The sequence below is a fragment of the Micromonospora sp. MP36 genome, assembly GCF_008119785.1.
Taxonomy (GTDB): Bacteria; Actinomycetota; Actinomycetes; order Mycobacteriales; family Micromonosporaceae; genus Micromonospora.
Map to the genome: position 1 here is coordinate 118,213 of NZ_VSFA01000001.1, position 22,777 is coordinate 140,989.

Here is a 22,777-nt window from a genome sequence, read left to right on the forward strand (position 1 = left end):
CCTCACCGCGCCTCAGAGCGCACCCGAGGTGCCGGCTTGGCCGGCGCGCGGTCGGTCGAGCCCGGCCGGTAGATGGCGAAGGAGGGAGCTTCCTCGGGCACGTCGGGCTCCGTCCAGCTCGCCGGCTGCCGGCGGGGGCGCGGCGCGGTGGGGCGGTGCCCGTCCTGCGGTTCCGGCCCCGGGACCTCTTCGGTTCGCTCCCGCCCGTCCGGCCGCTGGCGCTCGCCGTGCGACGGGTCCTCGTGCCGGGCCTCCGGCCGGAGGCTGCTCTGGTCGAGCATGACGCCGCGTCGGCGGCCGACCGCCGGCTCGGCCGTGCCGCCGGGCTCGGCCACGTCCAGCCGGGCCGCCACCCGGATGTCGCGGAAGAACCGGCGGTGCCAGGAGCCGGCCGAGCTGATCGCCTCGCTGCTGTCCTTGCCGCCGAGCTGGGTGATCCGCCGGTACGGGCGGAGCAGCAGCCAACCCACCACGCCGCAGAGCCAGACCAGGACCACCTGGAGCCAGCCGGGCAGGGTGGGCGTGTTCATGATGAGGTCGACCGCGAACAGGTAGATGGCCGCGCCGGTGCCGAAGATGGCGATGTTGAAGACCGCCGCGACCACCGCGTTCGCCAGCCGGCGGAGGCCGGCGCTCGCCGGCCGCAGCAGGCCGACCGTGCCGAGGATCGGCGCGGCGATCACCGCCCAGCGGAAGATCAGGAAGCCGAGCAGCACCAGCAGCGAGGCGGTCAGGTCGAACATCGCGAAGAGCAGCGAGGCCAGCACCGCGATGAAGCCGGCCCCGATCCGGTCCATGTCACGGACGCCCTGAAGGTATTCGTACGCCTCCGGGTCCTCCGTCTTGATCTGCTCGGCGACCTTCGCCCACTGCTGCTGCTTGGCCTTGATGACCACATCCCGAGTGGCGGGATTCTTCCGGATCGACTCCGCCTCATCCCAGGTGAGCGACTTGGCGTCGTAGAGTGCCGGACCGTACTTCTTGGCGGTCTCGCTGTCGGCCGAGCCGAGCATTCCCCGCAGCCAGTTCCGGTAAAGCATCGTCTCCGTGGCGGTATCGCTGGCCCGCACGGCGGGGGGCCGCTTGTCGACGCAGGCGTCCGGGTTCGGCATCGCGCACCTGTCCGCCGGGATGTCCTTGGACCCGGGGCCGACGGCGTCGTGCACCACGCCCAGCGTGGTGATCAGGGTGTTGTCGGCGACGTTCGCGGACTTCACTGGCCAGGCGGCCAGGGCGGTCACCGCCACCATGACCAGCAAGGCCCAGCCGGCCGTGGTCATCGTGTTGCTCATGTCCGACTGGCGTGAGCGCCAGAGCAGATAGAGACCGACCACGCAGAGCGTGATGATGCCGAAGACGCTGAACACCTTCTGGTAGACGGCCTTCGTGGCGTGCTCCACCAGCGGGTCCGCCCAGGCCCACATCGAGCGCGGGTCCCAGGCCCGTTCGCGCAACGCGTTGGATGCGCCGATGACCGCGTTGGCGAACATGAACTCGCCGTTCGCGACCATGGTGGTGAAGCGGTAGTCGGGGTGGAGCACGGCCGAGGCGCAGCCGCCGTCCACGTCATACGTCGTGTAGCTGTATCCGGCGTAGCCGTACTCGCTGTAGAGCCCCTTGGGGCCGCGGAGCTTGGCGGAGTCGGGGCGGGAGGCGAACCAACCGGCGAGGCCCGAGTCGGGCGCGCCGGGGACCGGGGCGTTGCGGCACTCGACCTCGTCCTGGCTGACCTCCTTGAGCCGGGCAACGCAGGCGCGGAAGTCGGCCTGCCACTCCTTGGTGCTGCACAGCTCGGCCCGAGCCTGAGCGACCGGGGTGGCGGTGGCGTACGCGGGTGTGGCCCCGACCACCGGCCAGGCGATCGTGGCCACGGCGAGTACGCCGAGCGCGAGGAGGAGCGCCGCGATCCGTGCCCGCGCCATGTCACGCCTCCAGATCAGCCAGGACGGTCGGCAGCTGCCCGGCCGCCTGGGCGGCCGCGGCGGGGGTGGTGTCCAGGTGTTCCAGCAGCCCGTCGACGTACGACACGTCGACCCGGACCTTCTGCACCCGCCCGTCGACGTCGCGCATCACGAACTCGCGGAAGCCGAGCCGGGAGGCCGATCCGGAGTCCGCCTGGGAAAGCGAGGCCAGGGTGGCTTCGTAGCCGTCGTTGACCGGCACCCGCAGCAGCCGCAGCGCCTCGGAGGCGATCTCGGTGTCCTCGGCGATCCGGCCGACGAAGACGGTGGAGACCAGGTTCTGCACGTCGAGGCCGAGGATGTCCTTGGGGTTCTGCGAGGCGACCAGGGCGGCGAGGTTCCACTTGCGGGAGTCGCGGGCGAGGCGGACCAGGAACGACCGCCCGGAACGCCATCCCTCCATGAAGTGCGCCTCGTCCAGGCCGACCAGCTTCCGCGAGGACATCGAGCCGCCGTAACAGCGGCGGACGGCGAGCCGGTGCGCGGTGTGCAGCATCGGCAGGGCGAGGGCCTCCTCGGCCGACCAGTACTCCCGCTCGATCTTGAGGTCGGGCAGCCGCAGCCCGGCCATGGTGATCACGGTGAGCGCGGCGTCCGCGCCGAGCAGTCCCTCCGGCGGCCGGCCGAAGAAGAGCATGGCCAGCGGCATCTCGGCGGTGTCCAGCAGCAGGTTCGCCAGCTCCCGGCCGGCGTCGTCGTCCAAACCCTGCAGGCAGGCGACCACATCGTCCAGGGTGGAGGTCTCCTCGGCCGGTACCTGGCGTACGGCGTGCCGGAACAGGGTGGCGGTGGACGCCTCCCGGGCCACCTGCGGCGGCACCAGCATCATGCAGATGTCCTGCACCAGCATGCGGCGTTCCGCGCGGGCATTGGAGACCGCGATCTCGAACTCCCGGTCGCCCGCCGACCCGGCGCTGAACTCGCTGCGCAGCGGCGTCGGAATCAGCGCGTACGGGGCGAGGGTGCCCTGCTCGGAGCCGGTCAGGTTGAGCACCCGCGCGTACGGCGCCAGCTCCGGCATCGCGCACAGCCGGGCCAGCGGGCCGGACGGGTCGAGCAGGGTCACCTGGACGCCGCGCCGGGCGGCCAGGTAGCCGAGCGCGCCGAGCAGGGTGGACTTGCCGCCGCCCGGTTCGGCGACGAACACGGCGAGCCCGGACCGCTCGCGTACCTCCATGGGGAAGTGCAGGTCGAGGAAGACCGGGCGGCGGCAGGTGCCGGCGGTCCGGCCGATCAGGTCGCCGCGCCGGTCGCCAACGGTGGAGGCGGCCTGCGGCAGCGCGGCGGCGAGCAGGTTGACCGGCATTCGGCGGACGTAGCCGGTGTTGGCGATCGGCTCGCCGGGGATGAACTCGCGGGCCAGCCAGTCCTGGTTCTTCGGGTGCTGGAGCGAGATCCGCAGCTCGCGGGAGTAGAGCTGGATGAGCCGCCGGGCCCGCTCCAGGCACTCCTCGCGGGTCCGGCCGCCGACCGCGATCCGGTGCCAGCCGTGCGCGCGGGCCGAGTCGACCGGCAGGCCGGTGGTCATCTCGTCGCCGATCACCAGGGCCCGCTTGGCGAGCCGTTCCAGCTCGGGCGGGGCGTCGATGCCGTGCTCGGCGTAGTCGAGCTGCTGGGAGCGGATCATCCGGAGCCGGTGCTCCAGGTTTCGGAAGGAGTCGCCGGGGCCGAGGATGTCCACCCGGGTGGAGAGCTCCATCGGCCACGGCAGCCGCTCGTGGAAGTGCAGCCAGGGCTCGTGCCGCTCGGGAATCTCCAGCGGCTCCATCCGGCCGACCGCGAGCACGGCCACGTGCCGCTCCTCGCCGGTCATCCGGTTGACCAGCTTCACCGTCGAGCCGTACGGGGTGCGGTAGCGCTCGACCTGCTCGGTGAGGGCGAGCAGGTCACCGCGTTCCCACCGCCCGTTGGTCACCGGGGACAGCGCGCCGGGCGGCGCCATGCACAGCGCGACGGAGCGGTAGAGCAGCCATTCCAGCTCCTGCGCGGTAACCCGGCGGCCCCGCATGCCGAACGCGCTGAGCACCTCGTCGAACTGCTCGACCGTGCGGCCCAGCCGGCGGCGCTCGCCGTCGGCGGTGCCGCGGCCGAAGGTGCGCAGCAGCCGTTCGGTGAGCGAGTCGCCCAGCGACCGGCGGGCGAACGTGACCCCGAGGTAGGTCTGACCCTCGGCGTGGTTGACCGCCATCAGGTGCCGCTGTGCCGCGACCAGGTGGTCGGCCCAGCCGGGCGTGCCGGGCACGTCGGGCAGCGGCGCGGCGGTGTGCGCGTCGATGGTGCGGGCCCACTCGTCGGCCGGGAACGGCCGGGTGGTGCGGCGCAGGTGCAGCCGGAAGCCGGCCAGGCCGGCGTACTGCTCGGAGATGGCCGAGAGCAGCGCCTCGCGCTCGGCGTCGGGGCGGAACGCCCAGCGCACCTCGGGCAGCCAGTACCAGGCGGTGACCGTGTTCGGGGTGAAGGTGAGGTGACCGGCGATCTCGGTGATCGCCAGCTCCACCGACGGGTCCCGGTCGCCGAACTTGATCTTCGGGGGGCGGACCTGGACCGGCTTCACGGGCTTGCCGCTCCGCGCCGCGGACCGCTGCCGCGGCGCTGTCACCTCCCGGCTCGGCGCAGTGGCGACCTCGCGGCCGCTCGACCGGGCCCCCGCCTCCGCCCGCCGGTCGCCACGGCGGGCCGGGCGGGCCGGGGCCTCGGGGTCGGCCAGTTCCGGCTCGGTCGTCGCGCGGAGCGCGGGCAGCCGGTCGCCGGCCTGGTGGGGGACCCGGGAACGGGTGGGCGCCGGATCGAGGGCGGCCGGCCGACCGGCGGGCCGCTCCGCCGGCTCGGCGGGGTACGACGGCACGTGGCTGGCCTCGGGGGCCTCCCGGGGGCGCCCGACCGGCCGTACGCCCGGAGCGGTCTCCCGGAGCCGGACGCTCGGCGGCTCCTCCTCCGGCGGGCCACCCTGGTCGGTCATCGAGGGGGGCGGCTCGGTCGGGGCGGCGGGCTGGTGCGGGATGGGCAGCGCCTCCCGCCCGACCCCGCGGCGGGGCGGCGCCACCACCGGTGTCGGCTCCGCCGCGGTGGGCAGGCCGGCCGGGGGGCTCGCGGGCCGGGCCGGGCGCCGGCCGCCGGGCTGCGCGCCGCCGAACAGGTCGAGGAACGGTGAGTCGATGTCGCCGCTGTCGCCGGTCGCCGGCCGCTGTTCGGGGCCCGGCGTGCGGGTCGTCGCCGGGCGGGGCGGTTGGAAGACCCCGACCCGACCGTGCCCGGGGCTGGTGACCAGGGCCGGGTCGAGAGCGACCTCGTCCAGTTCCTCGTCCTGCGGGTGATCGAACGATCGCGCTCGGTTACCGTGCGGCCCGGCCGGACGTCCGGCCGGGGAACCCGGCGTGGAAGAGCGACTCATGCGACCGCCTCACCCGCGTCGTCCGTCCGCCCCGTCGGGGTACGCCCGGTCATGCCAGTTCCTCCCGGATCCTGATCCGGCTCGCCACCAGCCGCGGGTCGCGCAGTTCGGCGGCCGGCTCCCGGGTGCGTCGCCAGTCCGTCAGCGCGGTCCGGATGACCATGCGCGCCGGTCGGTCCGGGTCGACGTACCGGAAGATGAACGAGGTGGTCACGATGGCGAGCGAGATCTCCCACGCGGGGAAGAGCTCGACCTGCAACGTGAACAACCAGTGGATGAACATGTAGAGGGGCACGAGCAGCATGAACAAGCCGTACTGGGCGTACGGCAGGTGGACGGGAAGGGTGTATCCGGGCGGCCCGAGATAGACGAGACGAGCCCGGTAGATGTCGTCGTCGGTGCGCAGCCGCATGGTTGCCCGCGCCTATTCGAAGATCAGGTTGATCAGGTAATCGCCGACGAAGAAGAGTGTGGCGGCGCCGGCGATGAAGGCCAGGCCGATGATGGCGATGGCCGAGCTGGTCAGCACCTTCGAGATCTCGCCCCGGCTGGCGCGCCCGATGAAGATGACGCCGAGCACGGCGAGCAGGATCGGCGCGATCTTGCTGGCGAAGAAGCTGACGACACTGTTGGTGTCGATGCCCTTGGGGGCCGGCTCGGCGAGTGGAGTCGACGCCAGGGTGTGGAGCGCGTGGTCGACGGCTGCGCTCGCCGCCCCCATGAGCTCGGTGGCGATCACTGGAAACCTCCCCATGTCGCGGCCGGCGGCGCCGCGGCGGTGCAGTAGGCAAGCCTGGCGGGATGGTGCTCATTCGACACAGCGTGCGCGACGCTGCGTTCGTCACCCACCACGGAGAGTGGTGAGCTTTGGGGGGATTCTTCCCGCTTCGGCCCTCCCTCCAGGCTTCGCCATCTCGATGCTGGGCAATTCCAAAGCGTACGGGCCGGCCCTCTTTGCGACAACCCGCGAAGAGTCGACCCGGAGCGACCCGGACGACCGATCGTACACCTGTTCCAATTCCCATGTCAGGGCCGTCGTGGAGGGTTGCCGCCCGGGCCGCCGGAAGCCCTGCTGGCGACCGGTACTGTCGGGTCGTGACCGATCTGGTGCGGGCGCAGGCCCCGGTGGTGATGGGCGTCCTCAACGTCACGCCCGACTCCTTCTCCGACGGCGGCAGATACGCCGATCTCGGCGCGGCCGTCGGACACGGAGTGCGACTGCGCGCGGAGGGCGCGGACCTGGTCGACGTGGGCGGCGAGTCCACCCGGCCGGGCGCCGAGCGGGTCGACGCGGAGACCGAGATCGCCCGGGTGCTGCCGGTCATCCGCGAGCTGCACGCCGCCGGCATCCCGGTCAGCATCGACACCAGCCGCGCCCGGGTGGCGGAGGCCGCCCTCGCCGCCGGTGCGGACGTGGTCAACGACGTCTCCGGCGGCCTCGCCGACCCGGACATGGCGCGGGTGGTCCGGGACGCCAGCTGCCCCTGGGTGCTCATGCACTGGCGGGGGCATTCGCGCCAGATGCGCGACCTGGCCAGCTACGGCGACGTGGTGGCCGACGTCCGGACCGAGCTGAGCCAGCGGGTCGACGAGGCGCTCGCCGCCGGGATCGCCCCCGAGCAGATCATCATCGATCCCGGGCTGGGCTTCGCGAAGACCGCCGCGCACAACTGGGAGCTCAGCGCCCGGCTGCCCGAGCTGGTGAACCTCGGCTTCCCGGTGCTGTTCGGATCGAGCCGGAAGTCGTACCTGGGCCGGCTGCTCGCCGCTGCCGACGGCATGCCCCGGCCCACCTCGGGACGCGAGGCGGCCACCGTCGCCACCAGCGTGCTCGCGGTGGCGGCCGGGGCCTGGGGGGTACGGGTGCACGACGTCCGGGGCACCGCCGACGCGCTCGCCGTCTGGCGGGCCACCGGCCGCCCGTGCCTGGCGACCACGATGATCGAGGGGGACCGGTGAGCGCGAGGAGTGAGCCGGTTTTGCGAGCCCCGCAGTCGCGAACGAAGGGGGACCGGTGACGGACCGGATCGAGCTGACCGGCCTGCGCGCCCACGGCCGGCACGGGGTGTACGACTTCGAGCGCGCCCAGGGGCAGGAGTTCGTGGTCGACGCCGTGCTCGAACTCGACCTCGGCCCGGCCGCGCGCTCGGACGAGGTGACCGACACCGTGCACTACGGTGAGCTGGCCGAGAAGTTGGTCGCGGTGATCACCGGGGAGCCGGTCAACCTGATCGAGACGCTCGCCGACCGGCTGCTCGCGGTCTGCCTGGCCGAGCCGCTGGTCGCCGCCGCCACGGTCACCGTCCACAAGCCCGAGGCCCCCATCCCGCACGCCTTCCGGGATGTGGCCGTGACGATGCGGCGTACCCGATGAGCCGGGCCGTGCTGTCGATCGGCAGCAACCTCGGCGACCGGCTCGCCCACCTCCGTGCGGCGGTGGCCGCCTTCGACGACGCCGTGCTGGCGGTCTCCGGCGTCTACGAGACTCCACCGTGGGGGGACGCCGAGCAGCCCGCGTACCTGAACGCGGCGGTGCTGGTCGCGGACCCGGCGGCGACCCCGGGCGACTGGCTGGCCCGGGCCCGGGCCGCCGAGCGGGCGGCCGGGCGGACCCGGGACCCGGAGCGCCGGTACGGGCCGCGCACCCTCGACGTCGACGTCATCGCGGTCTGGGACGACGCCGGTGCGCCCGTGCTGAGCGACGATCCGGAGCTGACCCTGCCGCACCCGCGCGCCCACCTGCGGGCCTTCGTGCTGCGGCCGTGGATCGACATCGAACCGCACGGCCGGCTGCCCGGACACGGCTGGCTGACCGACCTGCTCAACGCCGAGCCGCTGGCCGGGGACGCCCTGGAACTCAGCCCTCGGCCGGATCTGGCGATACAGTCGGACACATGACCCAGTGGAGCCGGACGGCATGAGTCAGGCGCAGTTCCCGCGCGATCCCGAACGATGGCGGATGGGCCCCACCCGGATCTCCACACTGGTGGTGGCCGGCCTCGCCGCCGCCGCGGTGGCCTGGCTGCTGATCAGCAGCTTCTACTACCCCAGCGCGCCGAGGCTGCCCTGGCTGCCGGTGGTCACGCTGGCCGCCCTCGCGGTGCTCGAGGGGTACGCGGCGATCAACACCCGCGGCCGGATCGAGCGCCGACCCGGGCGGGACCCGGTGAATCCGCTGCTGGTCGCCCGGTTCGTGGTGCTGGCCAAGGCGTCCGCGCTGGCCGGGGCGATCTTCACCGGCTTCTACGCCGGGCTGACCGGCTGGCTCTTCGTCGAGCGCACCGCCGCAGCCGTCGGCGACCGGCCGGCCGCCGGCGCCGGGCTGCTCGCCTCGCTCGCCCTGGTCGCGGCGGCGCTCTGGCTGGAGCGGTCCTGCCGGGTGCCGGAGCAGGAGGACGACGAGGACCGCGACCCGGGTGATCGGGAGACTCCGCGCGGCCGCCTCTGATCAGGGGTTCCCACCACCCGCGCCCGCAGGTACCGTGCCTGGCGACCGGAGAGCAACGGCCGCCGCCGGTCCGCCCGCGCGTCGGACGGCACGGCGGGGCGACGTGGGAGGCGCGGGTCATGGGGTACGACCAAACGGCCCAGGGTGAGTCCGTGCCCGCCGCCGTGCTGGAGAACGTCTTCGACGACCCCGCGCACGGCGAACCCGGCCGCGACCGGATCGCCGTCCATGTGGTCTGGGAGTTCCTGCTGCTGGCCGGGCTGGCCGCGCTGACCTGGCTGCTCTGGCGGGACGACGCGGACGCGCTGCGCGGCATCGGCCTGCAGACCCTCCTGGTCAACGTGGCCGGGCTCGGGCTGCTCACCCTGGCCGCCGGGCTGAGCCTGCGCGCCGCCGTGCCCAACCTGGCGGTCGGTCCGGTCGCGGTGGCCGCCGCCCTGCACTTCGCCGAGCAGAGCGACCGGGGCGTCCGGGAGGCGCTGCTCCCCGCGCTGGTGGTGGCGGCGCTCGGCGGGCTGGCGCTGGCCCTGGCGGTGGTGGTGCTGCACGTGCCCGGCTGGGCGGCGAGCCTGGCCGGCGCGGCCGGCGTGGTCGTCTACATCGAGCGGCGTACCGCCCCGGTCGTGCTCCAGGGCGGGTACGACTTCCGGCGCACCGCCCTCTACCTGTTCATCGGCTTCGCCGCGGTGGCCGTGCTCGGTGGGCTCTTCGGCGCGATGCGGCCGGTCCGCCGGCTGGTCGGGCGGTTCCGGCCGGTCGCCGACCCGGCCCGGCGCCGGGGTGGCGTCGCCGCCACGGTGGCCGCGCTGGCCCTGATCGGTTCCACCGTGCTGGCCACGCTTGGTGGGGTATTGATCGTCGCGAACGGGAACGGACCGGTGGCGCCGAGGTCCGGGCTGGACTGGTCGGTGCTGGCAATCGGCACGGCGATGCTCGCCGGCACCAGCGCCTACGGCCGGCGCGGGGGGATCTTCGGCACCCTGTTCGCGGTCAGCCTGGTGGAGGTCTTCCTGGTCTGGGCGGCGGCCCAGGGCTGGACGATCAGCCGGTGGGCCGTCGGCGGGGCCACCCTGGGCATCGGGCTGCTGGTCACCCGGCTGGTCGAGGCGTTCGGCCGGCCGCGGCAGGCCTTCGTGCCGGCCGAGGTGGGGCCGTCCGGCGACGGCACGATCAGCACCGGCTGGGCGCTGACCCGGCCGCCGGAGCCGGCCGACGCCTGGCCCTCGGTGCTGCCGGTCCGGACCGACACCACGGTCGACGCGTGGGACGCGCCGCGCTGGGAGAGCGAGCCGCGGCGCTGGGACGCCGACGACCGCTGACCGCACCGGATCGCCGGCCGGCGACGCCCGCGCGATGACGGGCCGAACCTGATCTCGGCGGCTAGGCTCGGCGCATGAGCGAGCGTCAGCGAGCGAATCATCAGCACAGCGCGGTGGTGTCTCATGTCGTCGCCGAGCGGAGCGAGGTGGCGGCATGAGCGAGACTCCCGGCGCCGGCGGCCGTACCTTCGACGAGCTCGACAAGCTCTCCACGGAGGAGTTGCGCGAGCGGGCGTTCGCCCTGGCCCGGGAGCGTCGCGACGTCGGGTTCTTCTGGTCGGTGCTGCGGCACCTGCCCAACTCGGACGAGGCCGCTGCCCTGGACGGCGCCCCCAACTCGGTCGGGCCGACCATCGACGAGGCCAACGCGCTGTGGCGGGAGCTCACCGGCCACGGCTACGAGGAGTCGGCACCGCTGCTGCGGGCCGCCTTCATCGACTACCTGCTGAAGCACTGAGGGATGACCACCCGCCGGCCCAGGGCGGTGGCGCGCAGGTTTGCCCGGCGGGGTGGGCCGGGCACTGACCGCCCCATGGCCCTCACCAATCGCGTCCGGACCGTCAGCGGCTACGGCACGGCCGCCGGCACCGGCACCCTCGCCGCGCTTCTCCTCGTCGGAGTGTGCGGCAGCCCGATGTACGTGGGCTCGGTCCAGGACCACACCGACCCGAACGGGGCCGGCGGCTGGTTCCTGCGGCTGCTCGCCTGGCCGGCCTGGCGGCTGCACGCCGACGACCCGTCCCAGGGGGTGCTCGCCGCCGACCTGCGGGCGATCCTGCTGGTGATCCTGGCCGCCGCACTCCTCTACCTGCTGCCCGCCGCGCAGGTGGCCCGGGTGCAGGGCTCGGCCAGCCAGTTCTTCTCCGGCTGGGCGGCGTACGCCCTGGCCGGCGGCTGCACCGGGCTGCTGGCCACCCTCCTCGGGCCGGACGGGTCGCTCCTCGCCGCCTTCCAGGCGGCCAGCACCGGGGCCGGCTACGGCTTCTTCGCCGGCTGGATCATCGGCCTGGCCAGCCTCGGCGGCCGCGCCTGAGGCAGCTCGGGCCCCCGCGCCCGCCCCCGGCCGCGAGGTCCCGCGCCCGCCGCCTGGTCTCGCGCCCGCCGCACGGTTCCGCGCCCGCCGCACGGTCCCGCCGCCGCTTAGTCCGGCACGGCGCCCAGTTCCAGCAGTCGGGACCGGCTGAGCAGCCCCACCGGCCGCCCGTCCTCGGTGACCACGGCGCGCTCGGCGGCCGAACTGAGCAGCGCGCCCAGCGCGTCGTACGCCGAGCCGCCCAGCGGCAGCGCCGGCAGGTCCGACCCGTCGCCGGTCGGGAGCGGCTCCAGCACCTCCCGGGTGACCGGGGTCACCGCGAGCCGGCGGATGCCCCGGTCGGCGCCGACGAACTCGCGTACGAACGGCGAGGCGGGCGAGCCGAGCAGGGCGGCCGGGGTGTCGTACTGCTCCAGCCGGCCGCCCTCGGAGAGCACCGCGATTCGGTCGCCCAGCCGCACCGCCTCGTCGAGGTCGTGGGTGACCAGCACGATGGTCTTGCGAACCTCGGCCTGCAGCCGCAGGAACTCCTCCTGCAGCCGGGTCCGGACGATCGGGTCGACGGCCGAGAAGGGCTCGTCCATGAGCAGCACCACCGGGTCGGCGGCGAGCGCCCGGGCCACCCCCACCCGCTGCCGCTGGCCGCCGGAGAGCTCGTGCGGGTAGCGGCGACCGAACTGTGCCGGATCGAGGCCGACCAGCTCCAGCAGTTCGTTCACCCGGTCCCGGGTCCGCCCGCGCGGCCAGCCGAGCAGCCCCGGCACGGTCGCCACGTTGGCGGCCACCGTCTGGTGCGGGAAGAGGCCGACGTTCTGGATCACGTACCCGATGCGGCGGCGCAGCGCCACCGGGTCGACTCGGGTGACGTCGTCGTCGCCGAGCAGAATCCGGCCGTCGGTCGGCTCGATCAGCCGGTTGATCATGCGAAGCACCGTGGACTTGCCACAGCCGGACGGGCCGATCAGCACCACCAGCTCGCCGGCCTTCACCTCCAGGCTCAGCTCCCGGACCGCCTCGGTGCCGTCGGGGTAGCGCTTGCGGATGCGCTCGAGGGTGATCGATGCCGCGCTGGGTCCACCGGCGGATCCCGGGGTAACGTCCACGTGTGTCCCTCCACCTCAGCTACCGGGCCGCGCCGGGTAACCCGTGGTTCTCCTGGCAGTACGTGCGGGACAACTCTGACACGATCCTCGCCGCGCTGCGCGAGCACGCCTGGCTCACCGGCCGGGCGGTGCTGATCGCCGCGCTGGTGGCGCTGCCGCTGGCGGTGGCCGCGTACTGGTTCCGGTCGCTGTCCGGGCCGATCCTGGCGCTGACCGGGGTGCTGTACACGATCCCGTCGCTGGCCCTGTTCGCCTTCCTCGCGCCCTACCTCGGCATCGGCGCGATCACCGTGCTCAGCGGGGTGGCGCTGTACGCGCTGCTGGTCATCGTGCGCAACGCCCTGGCCGGGCTGAACCAGGTGCCGCCCGAGGTCCGGGAGGCCGCCGAGGGGATGGGGTACGGCCGCTGGGGCCGGCTGTTCCGGATCGAACTGCCGCTGGCCCTGCCCGGCATCCTCACCGGCGTACGGCTGGCCACCGTCTCCACGGTGGCGTTGGTCACGGTCGGCGTGGTGGTCGGCCGGGGCGGCCTCGGCCAGCTCATCTTCGCCGGCTTCCAGAACAACTTCTACAAGGCGGAGATCATGACCGGCACGGTGCTCTGCGTCCTGCTGGCGCTGGTGCTGGACCTGCTCCTCGCCGGCGTCGGTCGGCTGCTCACCCCCTGGCTCCGCCGGCGGGCATCGTGAGCGCGAGGAGTGCAGCGCGGCGGAGCCCCGCAGTCGCGAACGGAAGGCCGCCCGCATGAACCCCGTCGAGCAGGCCGTGGTCTGGCTGAACGACCCGCTGAACTGGACGAATCCGGGCGGCATCCTGGACCGGCTCGGCGAACACCTGACCATCTCCGCGCTGGCGGTGCTGCTGGGCTGCCTGGTGGCCTGGCCGGTCGGGCTCTGGCTCGGGCACAGCGGCCGGGGCGGCGGGGCGGTGCTGCTGGTGTCCAACGTCACGCTGGCCGTGCCGACGCTGGCGCTGCTGACCATCCTGCCGCTGACCTTCCTCGGCTTCGGCCGGCCGGCCGTGGTGGTCGCGCTCGCCGTGTTCGCGGTGCCGCCGCTGTTGGCCAACGCGTACACGGGGGTGCGGCAGGCCGACCCGGAGGCCCGGGACGCGGCCCGTGGCATGGGGCTCTCCGGCGGGCAGCTGCTGCGCCGGGTGGAGTTGCCGCTCGCGGTGCCGTACCTGGCCGCCGGGTTCCGTACCGCCGCGGTGCAGGTGGTCGCCACCGCGGCGCTGGCCTCCTTCGTCAACGGCGGCGGGCTGGGGCAGATCATCCGGGCCGGCTTCGGGCTGGACATCGCGGCCGGCGGTGGGCAGATCATCGCCGGCGGGGTGCTGGTCGCCGGGCTGGCGCTGCTGGTCGAGGGGGTGCTCGCGCTGGTGGAGCGGGGCGTCACGCCGCGCTCGCTGCGGCGGGCCCGGGGCGCGGCGAACCGGCGCGCGGCCGACGCCACGGCAGGTAGCTGAACCGGGCCAAACCGCGCGCCCGGTGACGATCCAGTCACGAAATCGGCTCGGAGTTTGTCGGTCCGACCCGGAGGATATTGGCTGGACTCGCGGGCGGCCGACCGGATCGCCCGTCGGACACGCGGCCGGCCCGAAACGGGTCGCGCCGGGACACGGAAGGCGGGCACACATGCGCGCACGTACACGCCTGGCCGTCGGGGCGCTCGGCGCCCTCACGGCGGCGGGCCTGCTCACCGGCTGCGGTGACGCCGGTTCCTCGGGCACCGACGCCCCCCAGCAGGGTGCCTCCGGGGCCGGCTGCGCCCCGGTCGCGGGCGACCAGCTGACGGTCCTCACCGACGACAAGAAGCTGCAGAACACCGACAACGTCCTCCCGGCGATCAACGCCAAGGCCGCCACCCCGCAGTTGGTGGCCGCGCTGGACCAGGTCTCCGCGAAGCTCGACACCCCCAAGCTGATCGAGCTGAACCGGGCGGTCGACGTCGACCGCAAGACCCCACAGGTCGCGGCGAAGGAGTTCGCCGACGCCAACGGCGTCACCCAGGGCGTGGCGAAGGGCCCGGGCGGCCAGGTCACGGTCGGCGCGGGCAACTTCAGCGAGAGCCAGACCGTCGCCGAGCTCTACAAGATCGCCCTCACCGCGGCCGGCTACCAGGTCAAGGTGCAGACCATCGGCAACCGTGAGCTCTACGAGCCGGCGCTGGAGAAGGGCGAGATCCAGGTCGTCCCCGAGTACGCGGCCACCATGGCCGAGTTCCTCAACACCAAGGCCAACGGCAAGGACGCCGCGCCGGTCTCCTCGCCGGAGCTGGACAAGACGGTCAGCGCGTTGAAGGCCGCGGGCGACAAGGTCGGCATCACCTTCGGCCAGCCGTCCCAGGCCCAGGACCAGAACGCCTTCGCGGTCACCAAGGCCTTCGCCGACAAGTACCAGGTCGCCACGCTCTCCGACATGGCGAGCAAGTGCTCCGGCCAGGCGACGGTGCTGGCCGGCCCGCCGGAGTGCCCGCAGCGGCCGAAGTGCCAGGCCGGCCTCGTCCAGGTCTACGACTTCAAGGCCGGCTCGTTCAGCTCGCTGGACGCTGGCGGCCCGCAGACCAAGAACGCGCTGAAGACCGGGGCGGCCAGCGTCGGCCTGGTCTTCTCCTCCGACGCCGCGCTCGCGGCGAGCTGACCGTACCGACCGTTCCGGCCTGCCACGCCGCGACCCGGAACGGTCGCCGGTCGCCGACGGACCAGCCCGATCCGTCGGCGACCGGACCCGGCCCGGCGGCCCGCCAGGGAAAGCCTGGTCACCGCCGTTACATCGGTGCTTTCGGCCCGTTCCCTACCGGGGCAACTCTCGGTAGTCTGCACAGCCATGCCCGCCCCGGTCGCCCCCGCCGAAAAGCGCAGTCCATCGCTGCTGACCGTCCTGTTCTGGATCGGGGTGGGGCTCGCGCCCCTTGCGGCGCTGACCCTGCTGGTCGCCGGTGGCGACGGGTCGCTGCGGGTCGGCGCGGTGCTGGCGATCCTCGCCGTGGTGCTGATCGGTCTCTCCATCGCGCTGCGCCCCGACAACAGCGGCGACGTCGCCGGCAGCGAGGCGATGCGCGAGGAGATCGAGCAGCTCCGCCGCGAGCTGCGCAGCGAGATCGTGGCCGCCGCGCAGCGCGGCAACCAGGCGCTCGATCAGGCGCACCGGACCCAGGAGACGGTCATCGCGCTGCGGCGCCGGCTGGACGCGACGGCGGCCGCCGCCGCGGGGATCAGCGTGGCGGCCGCGGAGGAACCCGCCGGTGGCCGCGCCCGGGTGCCGTCCGGCGAGACGTACGACGATGGCCGAGTCCGCTACGCAGCCACGGAGCAGCCGGGCTGGGGGCAGCCCGCCGGCCGGGACGAGGACGAGCCGGCGGGCCGCCCGCAGTCCGGCACCCGCGCGGAGCGCCCCGCCCCACCGACCGATCGTCCGCAGCCCGGCGTCTACGGCGCCCCGCGTACCCAGGAGCCGGACGCCCGCCCGGAACCGCGACCGGTCGGGGTGGTGCATCACACCGAGACCGTGCACGTCACCACCCGGCACACCATCGTGGACGGTGCGGCGGATCAGGTCGCGGGCGGCCGCTACGCCGGCCGCTGGTCCCCGGCACCGGAGGAGCGGCCGTGGAGCGGCGCGGAGCCGGAGGAGCGCCCCCGGTCCGGCCACCGGGAGGTGGCGGACGACCCCGCCCGGTCGTCCGGCGACCGCTGGGGCGGCCACGGCGAGGGACGAGACGGCGCCGCCTGGTCCGGGCCGGGCGGGCCGCGGGATGGCGCCGCCTGGTCCGGGCCAGGCGGTGAGCGGAACCACGGGGCGGCCCCGTCCTGGGAGGACGGCTCCTGGTCCGGCACGCCGGCGCCGGAGCAGCGGTGGGCGGCCCGGGCCGGCGGCGCGGGCGCGTCCGCTGACGACCGCGGGTGGCCGGCCGGCGGCGACGACCGGACCGGGTCCACCGAACCGGCCGGGCCGGGTGACCAGCGGTCCTGGCCGGCTTCGCAGGCGGGCCCGCCGGGCCAACGGTCCTGGTCGGCGGGCCGGGACGGCGACGACCGGTCCTGGGCGACCGGCCGCGAGGGGGGCCGTGCCGAGCAGTCCTGGTCCGCGCCGCAGGACGAGCGTTACTGGGCGGACCCGGCGGTGGGCCGGCCGTCACCGGACGGCCGAGCCGGGGCCCCGCCCGCGCCGTCCGGCCGGGCCGCCGCCTCCGACGATCCGGACGGCGAGTACTGGTCCGAGCTGCGCGCCGGGAATCGCTGGGCGTCGGTCCGCGACGACGAGCACGGCCGGGAGGTCCGGGTCGGGGAGCGGCACGCCGCGGTGCACGCCGACGGCGCCGGCAGCGAGTACCGGGTCGAGGATCGCTGGGCGTCCGTCCGCGAGCCCAACCGGGGCCACGCGGCCGGCGCGGGAGCCGGCTGGGTGGAGGGGAACCGGCCGGCCCTGCCGGTCGGCGGGGTGCCCGTACCGGACGAGTGGCGCCCCCCGACGCAGCGCAGCGGGCAGCCCGAGTGGCGCCAGGCCGAGCCCGAGCCGGCCCGGTACGGCTACCCGCCGCGCGACGAGACGCCCCGCGCCGGCGACCCCCGCTCCGCCGACCGCTGGCGCTGACGCCGCCGGCTGCCGTGTGCCGGCCTACTTGTCGATGTCGCCGACCACGAAGAACATCGAGCCGAGGATGGCGATCAGGTCCGGCACCAGGCAGCCGGGGAGCAGCGTCGCCAACGCCTGCACGTTCGCGTACGAGGCGGTGCGCAGCTTGAGCCGCCACGGCGTCTTCTCGCCCCGGGACACCAGGTAGTAGCCGTTGATGCCGAGCGGGTTCTCGGTCCACGCGTAGGTGTGCCCCTCCGGGGCCTTGACCACCTTGGGCAGCCGGGTGTTCACCGGCCCGGTGAGCCGGTCCACCCGCTCCAGGCACTGCTCGGCGAGGTCCAGCGACGCGTACACCTGGTCGAGCAGCACCTCGAAGCGGGCGTGGCAGTCCCCGGCGGTCTTGGTCACCACCGGCACGTCGAGCTGGTCGTACGCCAGGTAGGGCTCGTCCCGGCGGAGGTCCAGGTCCAGGCCGGAGGCCCGGGCGACCGGCCCGGACGCGCCGAACGCGGCGGCGTCCGCCGCGGACAGCACACCCACCCCGACGGTCCGGGCCAGGAAGATCTCGTTCCGCCGGATCAGGTGGTCGAGGTCCGGCATCCGCCGGCGCACCTCGCCGATGGCCGCCCGGGCCCGGCCCGTCCAGCCGGCCGGCACCTCCTCCTTCAGGCCGCCGACCCGGTTGAACATGTAGTGGATCCGGCCGCCGGAGACCTCCTCCATCACCGCCTGGAGGGTCTCCCGCTCGCGGAACGCGTAGAACACGGGGGTGATCGCGCCGATCTCCAGGGGGTACGAGCCGAGGAACATCAGGTGGTTGAGCACCCGGTTCAGCTCGGCCAGGGCCATCCGCAGCCAGACCGCGCGCTCCGGCACCTCCATGCCCATCAGCCGTTCCACCGCCAGCACCACGCCCAGCTCGTTGGCGAACGCCGAGAGCCAGTCGTGCCGGTTGGCCAGCACGATGATCTGCCGGTAGTCGCGTACCTCGAAGAGCTTCTCCGCGCCCCGGTGCATGTAGCCGACGATCGGCTCGGCCGAGACCACCCGCTCGCCGTCGAGCACCAGCCGCAGCCGCAGCACGCCGTGGGTGGAGGGGTGCTGGGGGCCGATGTTGAGCACCATGTCGGTGCCGAGCTGCTCCCCGCCGGCGCCGGTGCCGACGGTCAGTTCGCGGAGATCGCCGGCGTCCGTGGTCATGCCCGTCATCGTGCCATGAAGGGAGCCAGCGCGACGTCGAGCGGTTGCAGCAGCCACCAGTGCCCGCCCAGGCCGGCCGGGTCGGTCAGCTCGGCCACCGCCGACGCGGCGGCGAGCGCCCGGACGTACCCGGCGGGGTCGCGGGAGGCCAGGCTCAGCGGCGGTCGCCCGCCGTCGGCCCCGAGCGCCCGCAGCGCCTCCCGCTGCAAGACCAGGGTGTACGCACACCGGGCGACCCGCTCACCGGCGGAGGCGACCGCGTCCACGGCGACGTGCGCGGTGACGTCACACGTCCCGTCGGGCACCGGCGGCACCTGCCGCCCACCCCGATACCCGGTCAACGTCCCGTCCACCGGCCGCTCGCCCTTCAGGTGCCCGTAGTCCACGGCCAGCGCTAGCCCTCGCTCTATCTTTCGGACTGCCTCAGCCCACGCCTCGTCCCTGGTCCTGCCGATCTCGGCACTCGCGCCGGTGGGTGGTTCCGGGCGGCCAGACCGGCTCCGGGCGGTCAGGCTTGATCCCTCCGCCGGTCGGGCCGCCCGGAACCCCGACCCGGTCCGGCTGGTCTCGTCGCTTCCGGTCAGCGGCCACCACCGGTCCAGCCAGTCGGCATCCGCGGCGTCGACCAGGTCACCCACCGACTCCTCACCCGTCGTCGGGTCCACCAGCAGATACCGCCAGCCCTCGGGCGTGTGCACAGCCAGGTCCAGCGGCACGTTGTCCAGCCACTCGGTGGCCACGAGCAGTCCGGTGATCCCCGCAGGAATCTCGTCCAGCCAGGCGATCTCAGCCGGGAGGTCCTCGGGGCGGGGTGCCTTCTCGACGGCGGTGAGGCGTACCCGAGCGGCGAGCGGGACCGGGGCGGTGGGCGACGGCCCGGCGGAGCGCGACCCGAGCCCGGAGGGTGACGGGCGGACGGCGGCCGCGGTGGTCAGGGTTTCCGGGGAGCCCGCACGCGGAGGGATCAAGCCTGACCGCCCGGAGCGGGCGGGCTCCCCGGAAACCCCCACGGCAGCGAGCAGCGAACGCAGCAGCTCCCCGCGACCAGCCCCGACGTCCACGACGGAGAGAACCGGTGGGTGACCGAGAGCCTCGTCAAGAGAGTGCAGCAGCCGTAGCAGGCACGCGGAGAACACCGGGGAGGCGTGCACGCTGGTGCGGAAATGGGCGGCCGGCCCCGCCCCGGAGACGAAGAAGCCGTCCGGCCCGTAGAGGGCCGACTCCATCGCCTGCCGCCAGGGCAGCGGCTGCTCGGGGAAGGTCACCCGCTGACGGTACGACCGGGCGCTGGCCCGTGCCGGAGCCGGCTCGCCCGGTGCCCAGAATTCCGCGTTCCACACGCTCCGTGAAGGTTTTCACACATGCTTGTTCAGCGTCCGTGGCCCCGGCGCATACTTGCGATCGACCGGTACCCCCGTCGAGGACTGGATCGATTGTCATGAGCGCACCGCTGCGCCCGCGCCCGGCCGCCCCGCGCGGGTCCGCCGTACCGTCGGGTGGCGCCCCGTCCGGCGCCCCGCTCGTCTTTCCGCGCACCCTCACCGTCGGCGTGCTCGGCGCCGGCCGGGTCGGTGCCGTGCTCGGCGCGGCCCTCGCCGCCGCCGGCCACCGGGTGGTCGCCGCCTCCGGCGCCTCCGGGGCCGCGAAGGCTCGGCTGGCGCTGCTGCTGCCGCAGACCCCGAACCGGTCCGCGACCGCGGTCGCCCGCGCCGCCACCGACCTGCTGATCGTGGCGGTGCCCGACGACGCCCTGGCCGGCGTGGTCGCCGGGCTGGCCGAGGCCGGCGCGCTGCGCCCCGGCCAGGTGGTCGCGCACACCTCCGGCGCGCACGGGCTGGGCGTCCTCGCCCCGGCCGCCGCGGTCGGCGCTCGGCCGCTCGCGCTGCACCCGGCGATGACCTTCACCGGTACGCCGGACGACCTGACCCGCCTGGCCGGCATCTCGTACGGGGTGACCGCCCCGGCGGAGCTGCGCCCGCTCGCCGCACGGCTGGTCGCCGACCTCGGTGGGGTGCCGGAGTGGGTGGCGGAGGACGACCGCCCGCTCTACCACGCGGCGCTGGCACACGGCGCCAACCACCTGGTGACCCTGGTCAACGAGGCGGTCGACCGGCTGCGCGACGCCGGGGTGGACCGGCCGGAGAAGGTGCTCGCCCCGCTGCTGCGTGCCGCCCTGGAGAACGCCCTGCGACTCGGCGACGACGCGCTCACCGGCCCGGTCTCCCGGGGCGACGCGGGCACCGTACGCCGGCACCTGGAGCGGCTGGCGGCGACCGCGCCGGAATCCGTGGCCCCCTACCTGGCGTTGGCCCGACGGACGGCGGACCGCGCCATCGCGGCCGGCCGGCTGCGCCCGGCGGACGCGGAGTCGCTGCTGGACGTGCTGACGGGGATCTACGGGGAGGTGGCCGCATGACACAGCTGGTGCACACGCGCAAGGAGCTGGCGGCGGCGCGGGACGCGCTGACCGGCACCGTCGGCGTGGTGATGACCATGGGTGCGCTGCACTCCGGGCACGAGACGCTGCTGCGGGCCGCCCGCGAGCGGGCCGACCACGTCCTCGTCACGATCTTCGTGAACCCGCTCCAGTTCGGCCCGAACGAGGACTTCGATCGCTACCCGCGCACCCTCGACGCCGACCTGGAGATCTGCCGGCGGGCCGGCGCGGACGTGGTCTTCGCCCCGGCGGTGGTCGACATGTACCCGGACGGCCAGCCGACGGTCCGGCTGAACCCGGGCCCGCTCGGGGAGGACCTGGAGGGGCTGAGCCGCCCCGGCTTCTTCCACGGGGTGCTCACCGTGGTCATGAAGCTGCTCCAGCTCACCCGCCCCGACCTGGCCTTCTTCGGCGAGAAGGACTACCAGCAGCTCACCCTGGTTCGGCGGATGGTCCGGGACCTGGACGTGCCGACCGAGATCGTCGGCGTGCCGACCGTACGCGAGCCGGACGGTCTGGCCCTGTCCAGTCGCAACCGCTACCTCTCGCCGGAGGAGCGGGCGTCGGCGCTGAGCCTGTCGGCCGCGCTGCGGGCCGGCGTCGAGGCCGCCGAGCAGGGCGCGGACGCGGGCGCGGTGCTGGCCGCCGCCCACCGCGCCTTCGACTCCGGTACGTCCGGCGCCCGCCTCGACTACCTGGTGCTCACCGACGCCGACCTGGAGCCGGGGCCGGTCGCCGGCCCGGCGCGGCTGCTGATCGCCGCCTGGGTCGGCGCCACCCGCCTGATCGACAACACGGCGCTCCGGCTCGCGCCGCCCTCCTGACCCCACCACCACATTCCGCGGAAAGGCACCCGATGCTCCGGACCATGCTCAAGTCGAAGATCCACCGGGCCACGGTGACCCAGGCCGACCTGCACTACGTCGGTTCGGTGACCGTGGACGAGGAGCTGCTCGACGCGGCCGACCTGCTCCCCGGCGAGCAGGTGGCGATCGTGGACATCACCAACGGGGCCCGGCTGGAGACGTACGTGATCCCGGGGCGGCGGGGCAGCGGCGTGATCGGCATCAACGGCGCCGCCGCGCACCTGGTGCACCCCGGTGACCTGGTGATCCTCATCTCGTACGGGCAGATGGACGACGCGGAGGCGCGGACCTACCAGCCGCGGGTGGTGCACGTCGACGCGGACAACCGGGTGGTCGACCTGACCGCCGACCCGACCACCGCCGTCCCCGGCACCGCCGGCGACCCCGTCCCCAACCCCCTGGCCGCCAGCCTGCGCTGATCCGGCCCACCCGCACGGTCTGTCACCGGAAGGTCATTTCCGGCTACCCTGGGCGGACCGTCGGGTTGACGGTCGTCGGTCGGGGGAGGCCGCGATGCGCCGTGCGATGACCACCCTGGTCGCCGCGTTGGTCGCGGGGGCCGCCCTGGCGGGCTGCGCCGGAGCCGGCGGGCTGGACGGCGACCTCGCGGACGACTGGGCGGCGCTGCCGCCGGCCCGGGCGTTCACCCCGGCGGCCGGCGTCTGCCAGGTCGCCGACTTCACCGCCACGGTCAGCCTGTCCGCGTACGACCCGGTGGGCTGCGACCTGCCGCACCGGGTGGAAACGGTGCACGTGGGCGCCTTCCCGGGCGACCGGGCCACCCCGCCGCCCCTCGACTCACCGGAGCTGCGTACGGCCTTCGCCGCCTGCGACACCCGGGCCAGCGGGTACGTCGGCGACAACTGGCGGGCCGGGCGGTTGCGGCTGGCCGTGGCCCTGCCCACGGGGCCCGGCTGGGCGGCCGGCTCCCGGTGGTACCGCTGCGACCTGACCGAGCTGACCTCGGTCGAGGCGGCGGCGCAGGTGGTGACCCGGACGGGCAGCCTGCGGGACGCGCTGAAGGGGCCGGCCGCGCTCCGGCTCGGCTGCCAGCGCACCGGCGGCGACGCCCGCCGGGTGCAGACGTTGACCCCGGTGGACTGTGGCACCGCGCACGACGCCGAGTTCGTCGGGGTGTGGCCGGCGCCGGACCGCCCGTACCCGACGAAGGACGCCGACTGGGCCCCGCTCTACGCCGGCTGCAACAGCGTCCTCGCCCGCTACGTCGGCGTGCCCGACGACGCGACCCTGCGCTTCCGCAGCGGCGTGGTGGTACGCCCGCCCGGCGCCGGCCGGTGGGCCGTCGGTGACCGGGGCGTCCGCTGCTACCTGTGGCTCAGCGACCGGACGGTGACTGCCTCCCTCAAGGGCGCCGGGCCGGCCGGCCTGCCGGTGCGGACGAGGTAGCCGAAACCACTCGTCCCGCCCCCGCCGCCCGGG

Annotated in this window: 22 protein-coding genes; 15 read left to right on the forward strand and 7 right to left on the reverse strand. The window is 74.5% G+C overall.

Translation table 11 applies throughout. The features are described 5' to 3' along the window. Positions 1-2 precede the first annotated feature (2 nt). The 4 genes from FXF52_RS00530 to FXF52_RS00545 are packed head-to-tail and all read right to left on the reverse strand — an operon-like array spanning position 3 to position 6,091. A complete protein-coding gene (locus FXF52_RS00530) occupies positions 3-1,922 on the reverse strand; it encodes an MFS transporter (RefSeq protein WP_148793128.1) in 1,920 nt (639 codons plus the stop codon). A gap of 1 nt (position 1,923) precedes the next feature. Further along, the gene (locus FXF52_RS00535) at positions 1,924-5,352 is read right to left on the reverse strand and encodes an ATP-binding protein (RefSeq protein ID WP_148793129.1); all 3,429 of its coding nucleotides are present in this window, start codon (positions 5,350-5,352) and stop codon (positions 1,924-1,926) included. Between the two features lie 49 nt (positions 5,353-5,401). Then, positions 5,402-5,764: a hypothetical protein gene (locus FXF52_RS00540; protein WP_091317037.1), complete on the reverse strand. Its 363-nt coding sequence runs from the start codon at positions 5,762-5,764 to the stop codon at positions 5,402-5,404. Between the two features lie 12 nt (positions 5,765-5,776). Further along, positions 5,777-6,091, reverse strand: a complete 315-nt coding sequence (locus tag FXF52_RS00545) for a hypothetical protein (protein WP_148793130.1) — start codon at positions 6,089-6,091, stop codon at positions 5,777-5,779. Between the two features lie 356 nt (positions 6,092-6,447). Here FXF52_RS00545 and folP point away from each other — a divergent pair, with 356 nt between their 5' ends. The 7 genes from folP (at position 6,448) to FXF52_RS00580 (ending at position 11,152) form a co-directional block, all read left to right on the forward strand. Then, positions 6,448-7,311 carry a dihydropteroate synthase gene (gene folP, locus FXF52_RS00550; protein WP_148793131.1) on the forward strand — a complete coding sequence of 288 codons (864 nt, stop codon included), beginning with the start codon at positions 6,448-6,450 and terminating at the stop codon, positions 7,309-7,311. Between the two features lie 55 nt (positions 7,312-7,366). Continuing rightward, positions 7,367-7,726 carry a dihydroneopterin aldolase gene (gene folB, locus FXF52_RS00555; protein ID WP_148793132.1) on the forward strand — a complete coding sequence of 120 codons (360 nt, stop codon included), beginning with the start codon at positions 7,367-7,369 and terminating at the stop codon, positions 7,724-7,726. Then, the gene (gene folK, locus FXF52_RS00560; protein WP_148793133.1) at positions 7,723-8,250 is read left to right on the forward strand and encodes a 2-amino-4-hydroxy-6-hydroxymethyldihydropteridine diphosphokinase; all 528 of its coding nucleotides are present in this window, start codon (positions 7,723-7,725) and stop codon (positions 8,248-8,250) included. The genes folB and folK overlap by 4 nt, the downstream gene beginning before the upstream one ends. 61 nt (positions 8,251-8,311) lie before the next feature. Then, on the forward strand, positions 8,312-8,800 hold the full coding sequence (locus FXF52_RS00565) for a DUF3180 domain-containing protein (RefSeq protein WP_187413298.1): 489 nt from the start codon (positions 8,312-8,314) through the stop codon (positions 8,798-8,800). 119 nt (positions 8,801-8,919) lie between these two features. Further along, positions 8,920-10,119, forward strand: a complete 1,200-nt coding sequence (locus FXF52_RS00570; RefSeq protein WP_148793135.1) for an ABC transporter permease — start codon at positions 8,920-8,922, stop codon at positions 10,117-10,119. A 154-nt stretch (positions 10,120-10,273) separates the two neighbouring features. After that, a complete protein-coding gene (locus FXF52_RS00575; RefSeq protein ID WP_148793136.1) occupies positions 10,274-10,576 on the forward strand; it encodes a hypothetical protein in 303 nt (100 codons plus the stop codon). Positions 10,577-10,651: 75 nt separating this feature from the next. Continuing rightward, positions 10,652-11,152 (forward strand): hypothetical protein, encoded by a 501-nt coding sequence (locus FXF52_RS00580; protein ID WP_148793137.1) that lies wholly within the window; start codon positions 10,652-10,654, stop codon positions 11,150-11,152. A gap of 107 nt (positions 11,153-11,259) precedes the next feature. On the opposite strand, the gene FXF52_RS00585 is transcribed toward FXF52_RS00580, so the two are convergent. Next, positions 11,260-12,255 carry an ABC transporter ATP-binding protein gene (locus FXF52_RS00585; RefSeq protein ID WP_148793138.1) on the reverse strand — a complete coding sequence of 332 codons (996 nt, stop codon included), beginning with the start codon at positions 12,253-12,255 and terminating at the stop codon, positions 11,260-11,262. 2 nt (positions 12,256-12,257) lie between these two features. On the opposite strand from FXF52_RS00585, the gene FXF52_RS00590 reads away from it, so the two are divergent. The 4 genes from FXF52_RS00590 (at position 12,258) to FXF52_RS00605 (ending at position 16,849) form a co-directional block, all read left to right on the forward strand. After that, entirely contained in the window at positions 12,258-12,944 is a 687-nt protein-coding gene (locus tag FXF52_RS00590; protein WP_148793139.1) for an ABC transporter permease, read from the forward strand. A 55-nt stretch (positions 12,945-12,999) separates the two neighbouring features. Further along, positions 13,000-13,722 (forward strand): ABC transporter permease, encoded by a 723-nt coding sequence (locus FXF52_RS00595; RefSeq protein ID WP_148793140.1) that lies wholly within the window; start codon positions 13,000-13,002, stop codon positions 13,720-13,722. 169 nt (positions 13,723-13,891) lie between these two features. After that, entirely contained in the window at positions 13,892-14,896 is a 1,005-nt protein-coding gene (locus FXF52_RS00600; protein ID WP_148793141.1) for a glycine betaine ABC transporter substrate-binding protein, read from the forward strand. A gap of 186 nt (positions 14,897-15,082) precedes the next feature. Beyond that, positions 15,083-16,849, forward strand: a complete 1,767-nt coding sequence (locus tag FXF52_RS00605; protein WP_187413267.1) for a hypothetical protein — start codon at positions 15,083-15,085, stop codon at positions 16,847-16,849. A gap of 24 nt (positions 16,850-16,873) precedes the next feature. Here the strand turns inward: FXF52_RS00605 and FXF52_RS00610 are convergent, their stop codons facing one another. Continuing rightward, positions 16,874-18,043: an NADH-quinone oxidoreductase subunit D gene (locus FXF52_RS00610; RefSeq protein WP_187413268.1), complete on the reverse strand. Its 1,170-nt coding sequence runs from the start codon at positions 18,041-18,043 to the stop codon at positions 16,874-16,876. Then, the gene (locus tag FXF52_RS00615; protein WP_148793685.1) at positions 18,040-19,260 is read right to left on the reverse strand and encodes an SAM-dependent methyltransferase; all 1,221 of its coding nucleotides are present in this window, start codon (positions 19,258-19,260) and stop codon (positions 18,040-18,042) included. Before FXF52_RS00615 ends, FXF52_RS00610 begins: the two co-directional genes overlap by 4 nt. Before the next feature lie 212 nt (positions 19,261-19,472). On the opposite strand from FXF52_RS00615, the gene FXF52_RS00620 reads away from it, so the two are divergent. From FXF52_RS00620 to FXF52_RS00635, 4 genes are all read left to right on the forward strand, one after another. Beyond that, on the forward strand, positions 19,473-20,450 hold the full coding sequence (locus FXF52_RS00620; protein WP_148793143.1) for a Rossmann-like and DUF2520 domain-containing protein: 978 nt from the start codon (positions 19,473-19,475) through the stop codon (positions 20,448-20,450). Continuing rightward, complete coding sequence (panC, locus tag FXF52_RS00625; RefSeq protein ID WP_148793144.1) at positions 20,447-21,295, forward strand: pantoate--beta-alanine ligase; 849 nt, start codon at positions 20,447-20,449, stop codon at positions 21,293-21,295. The genes FXF52_RS00620 and panC overlap by 4 nt, the downstream gene beginning before the upstream one ends. Before the next feature lie 32 nt (positions 21,296-21,327). Next, complete coding sequence (panD, locus tag FXF52_RS00630; RefSeq protein WP_148793145.1) at positions 21,328-21,756, forward strand: aspartate 1-decarboxylase; 429 nt, start codon at positions 21,328-21,330, stop codon at positions 21,754-21,756. Positions 21,757-21,850: 94 nt separating this feature from the next. Further along, on the forward strand, positions 21,851-22,744 hold the full coding sequence (locus FXF52_RS00635; RefSeq protein WP_148793146.1) for a septum formation family protein: 894 nt from the start codon (positions 21,851-21,853) through the stop codon (positions 22,742-22,744). The last annotated feature ends 33 nt before the right edge of the window (positions 22,745-22,777 follow it).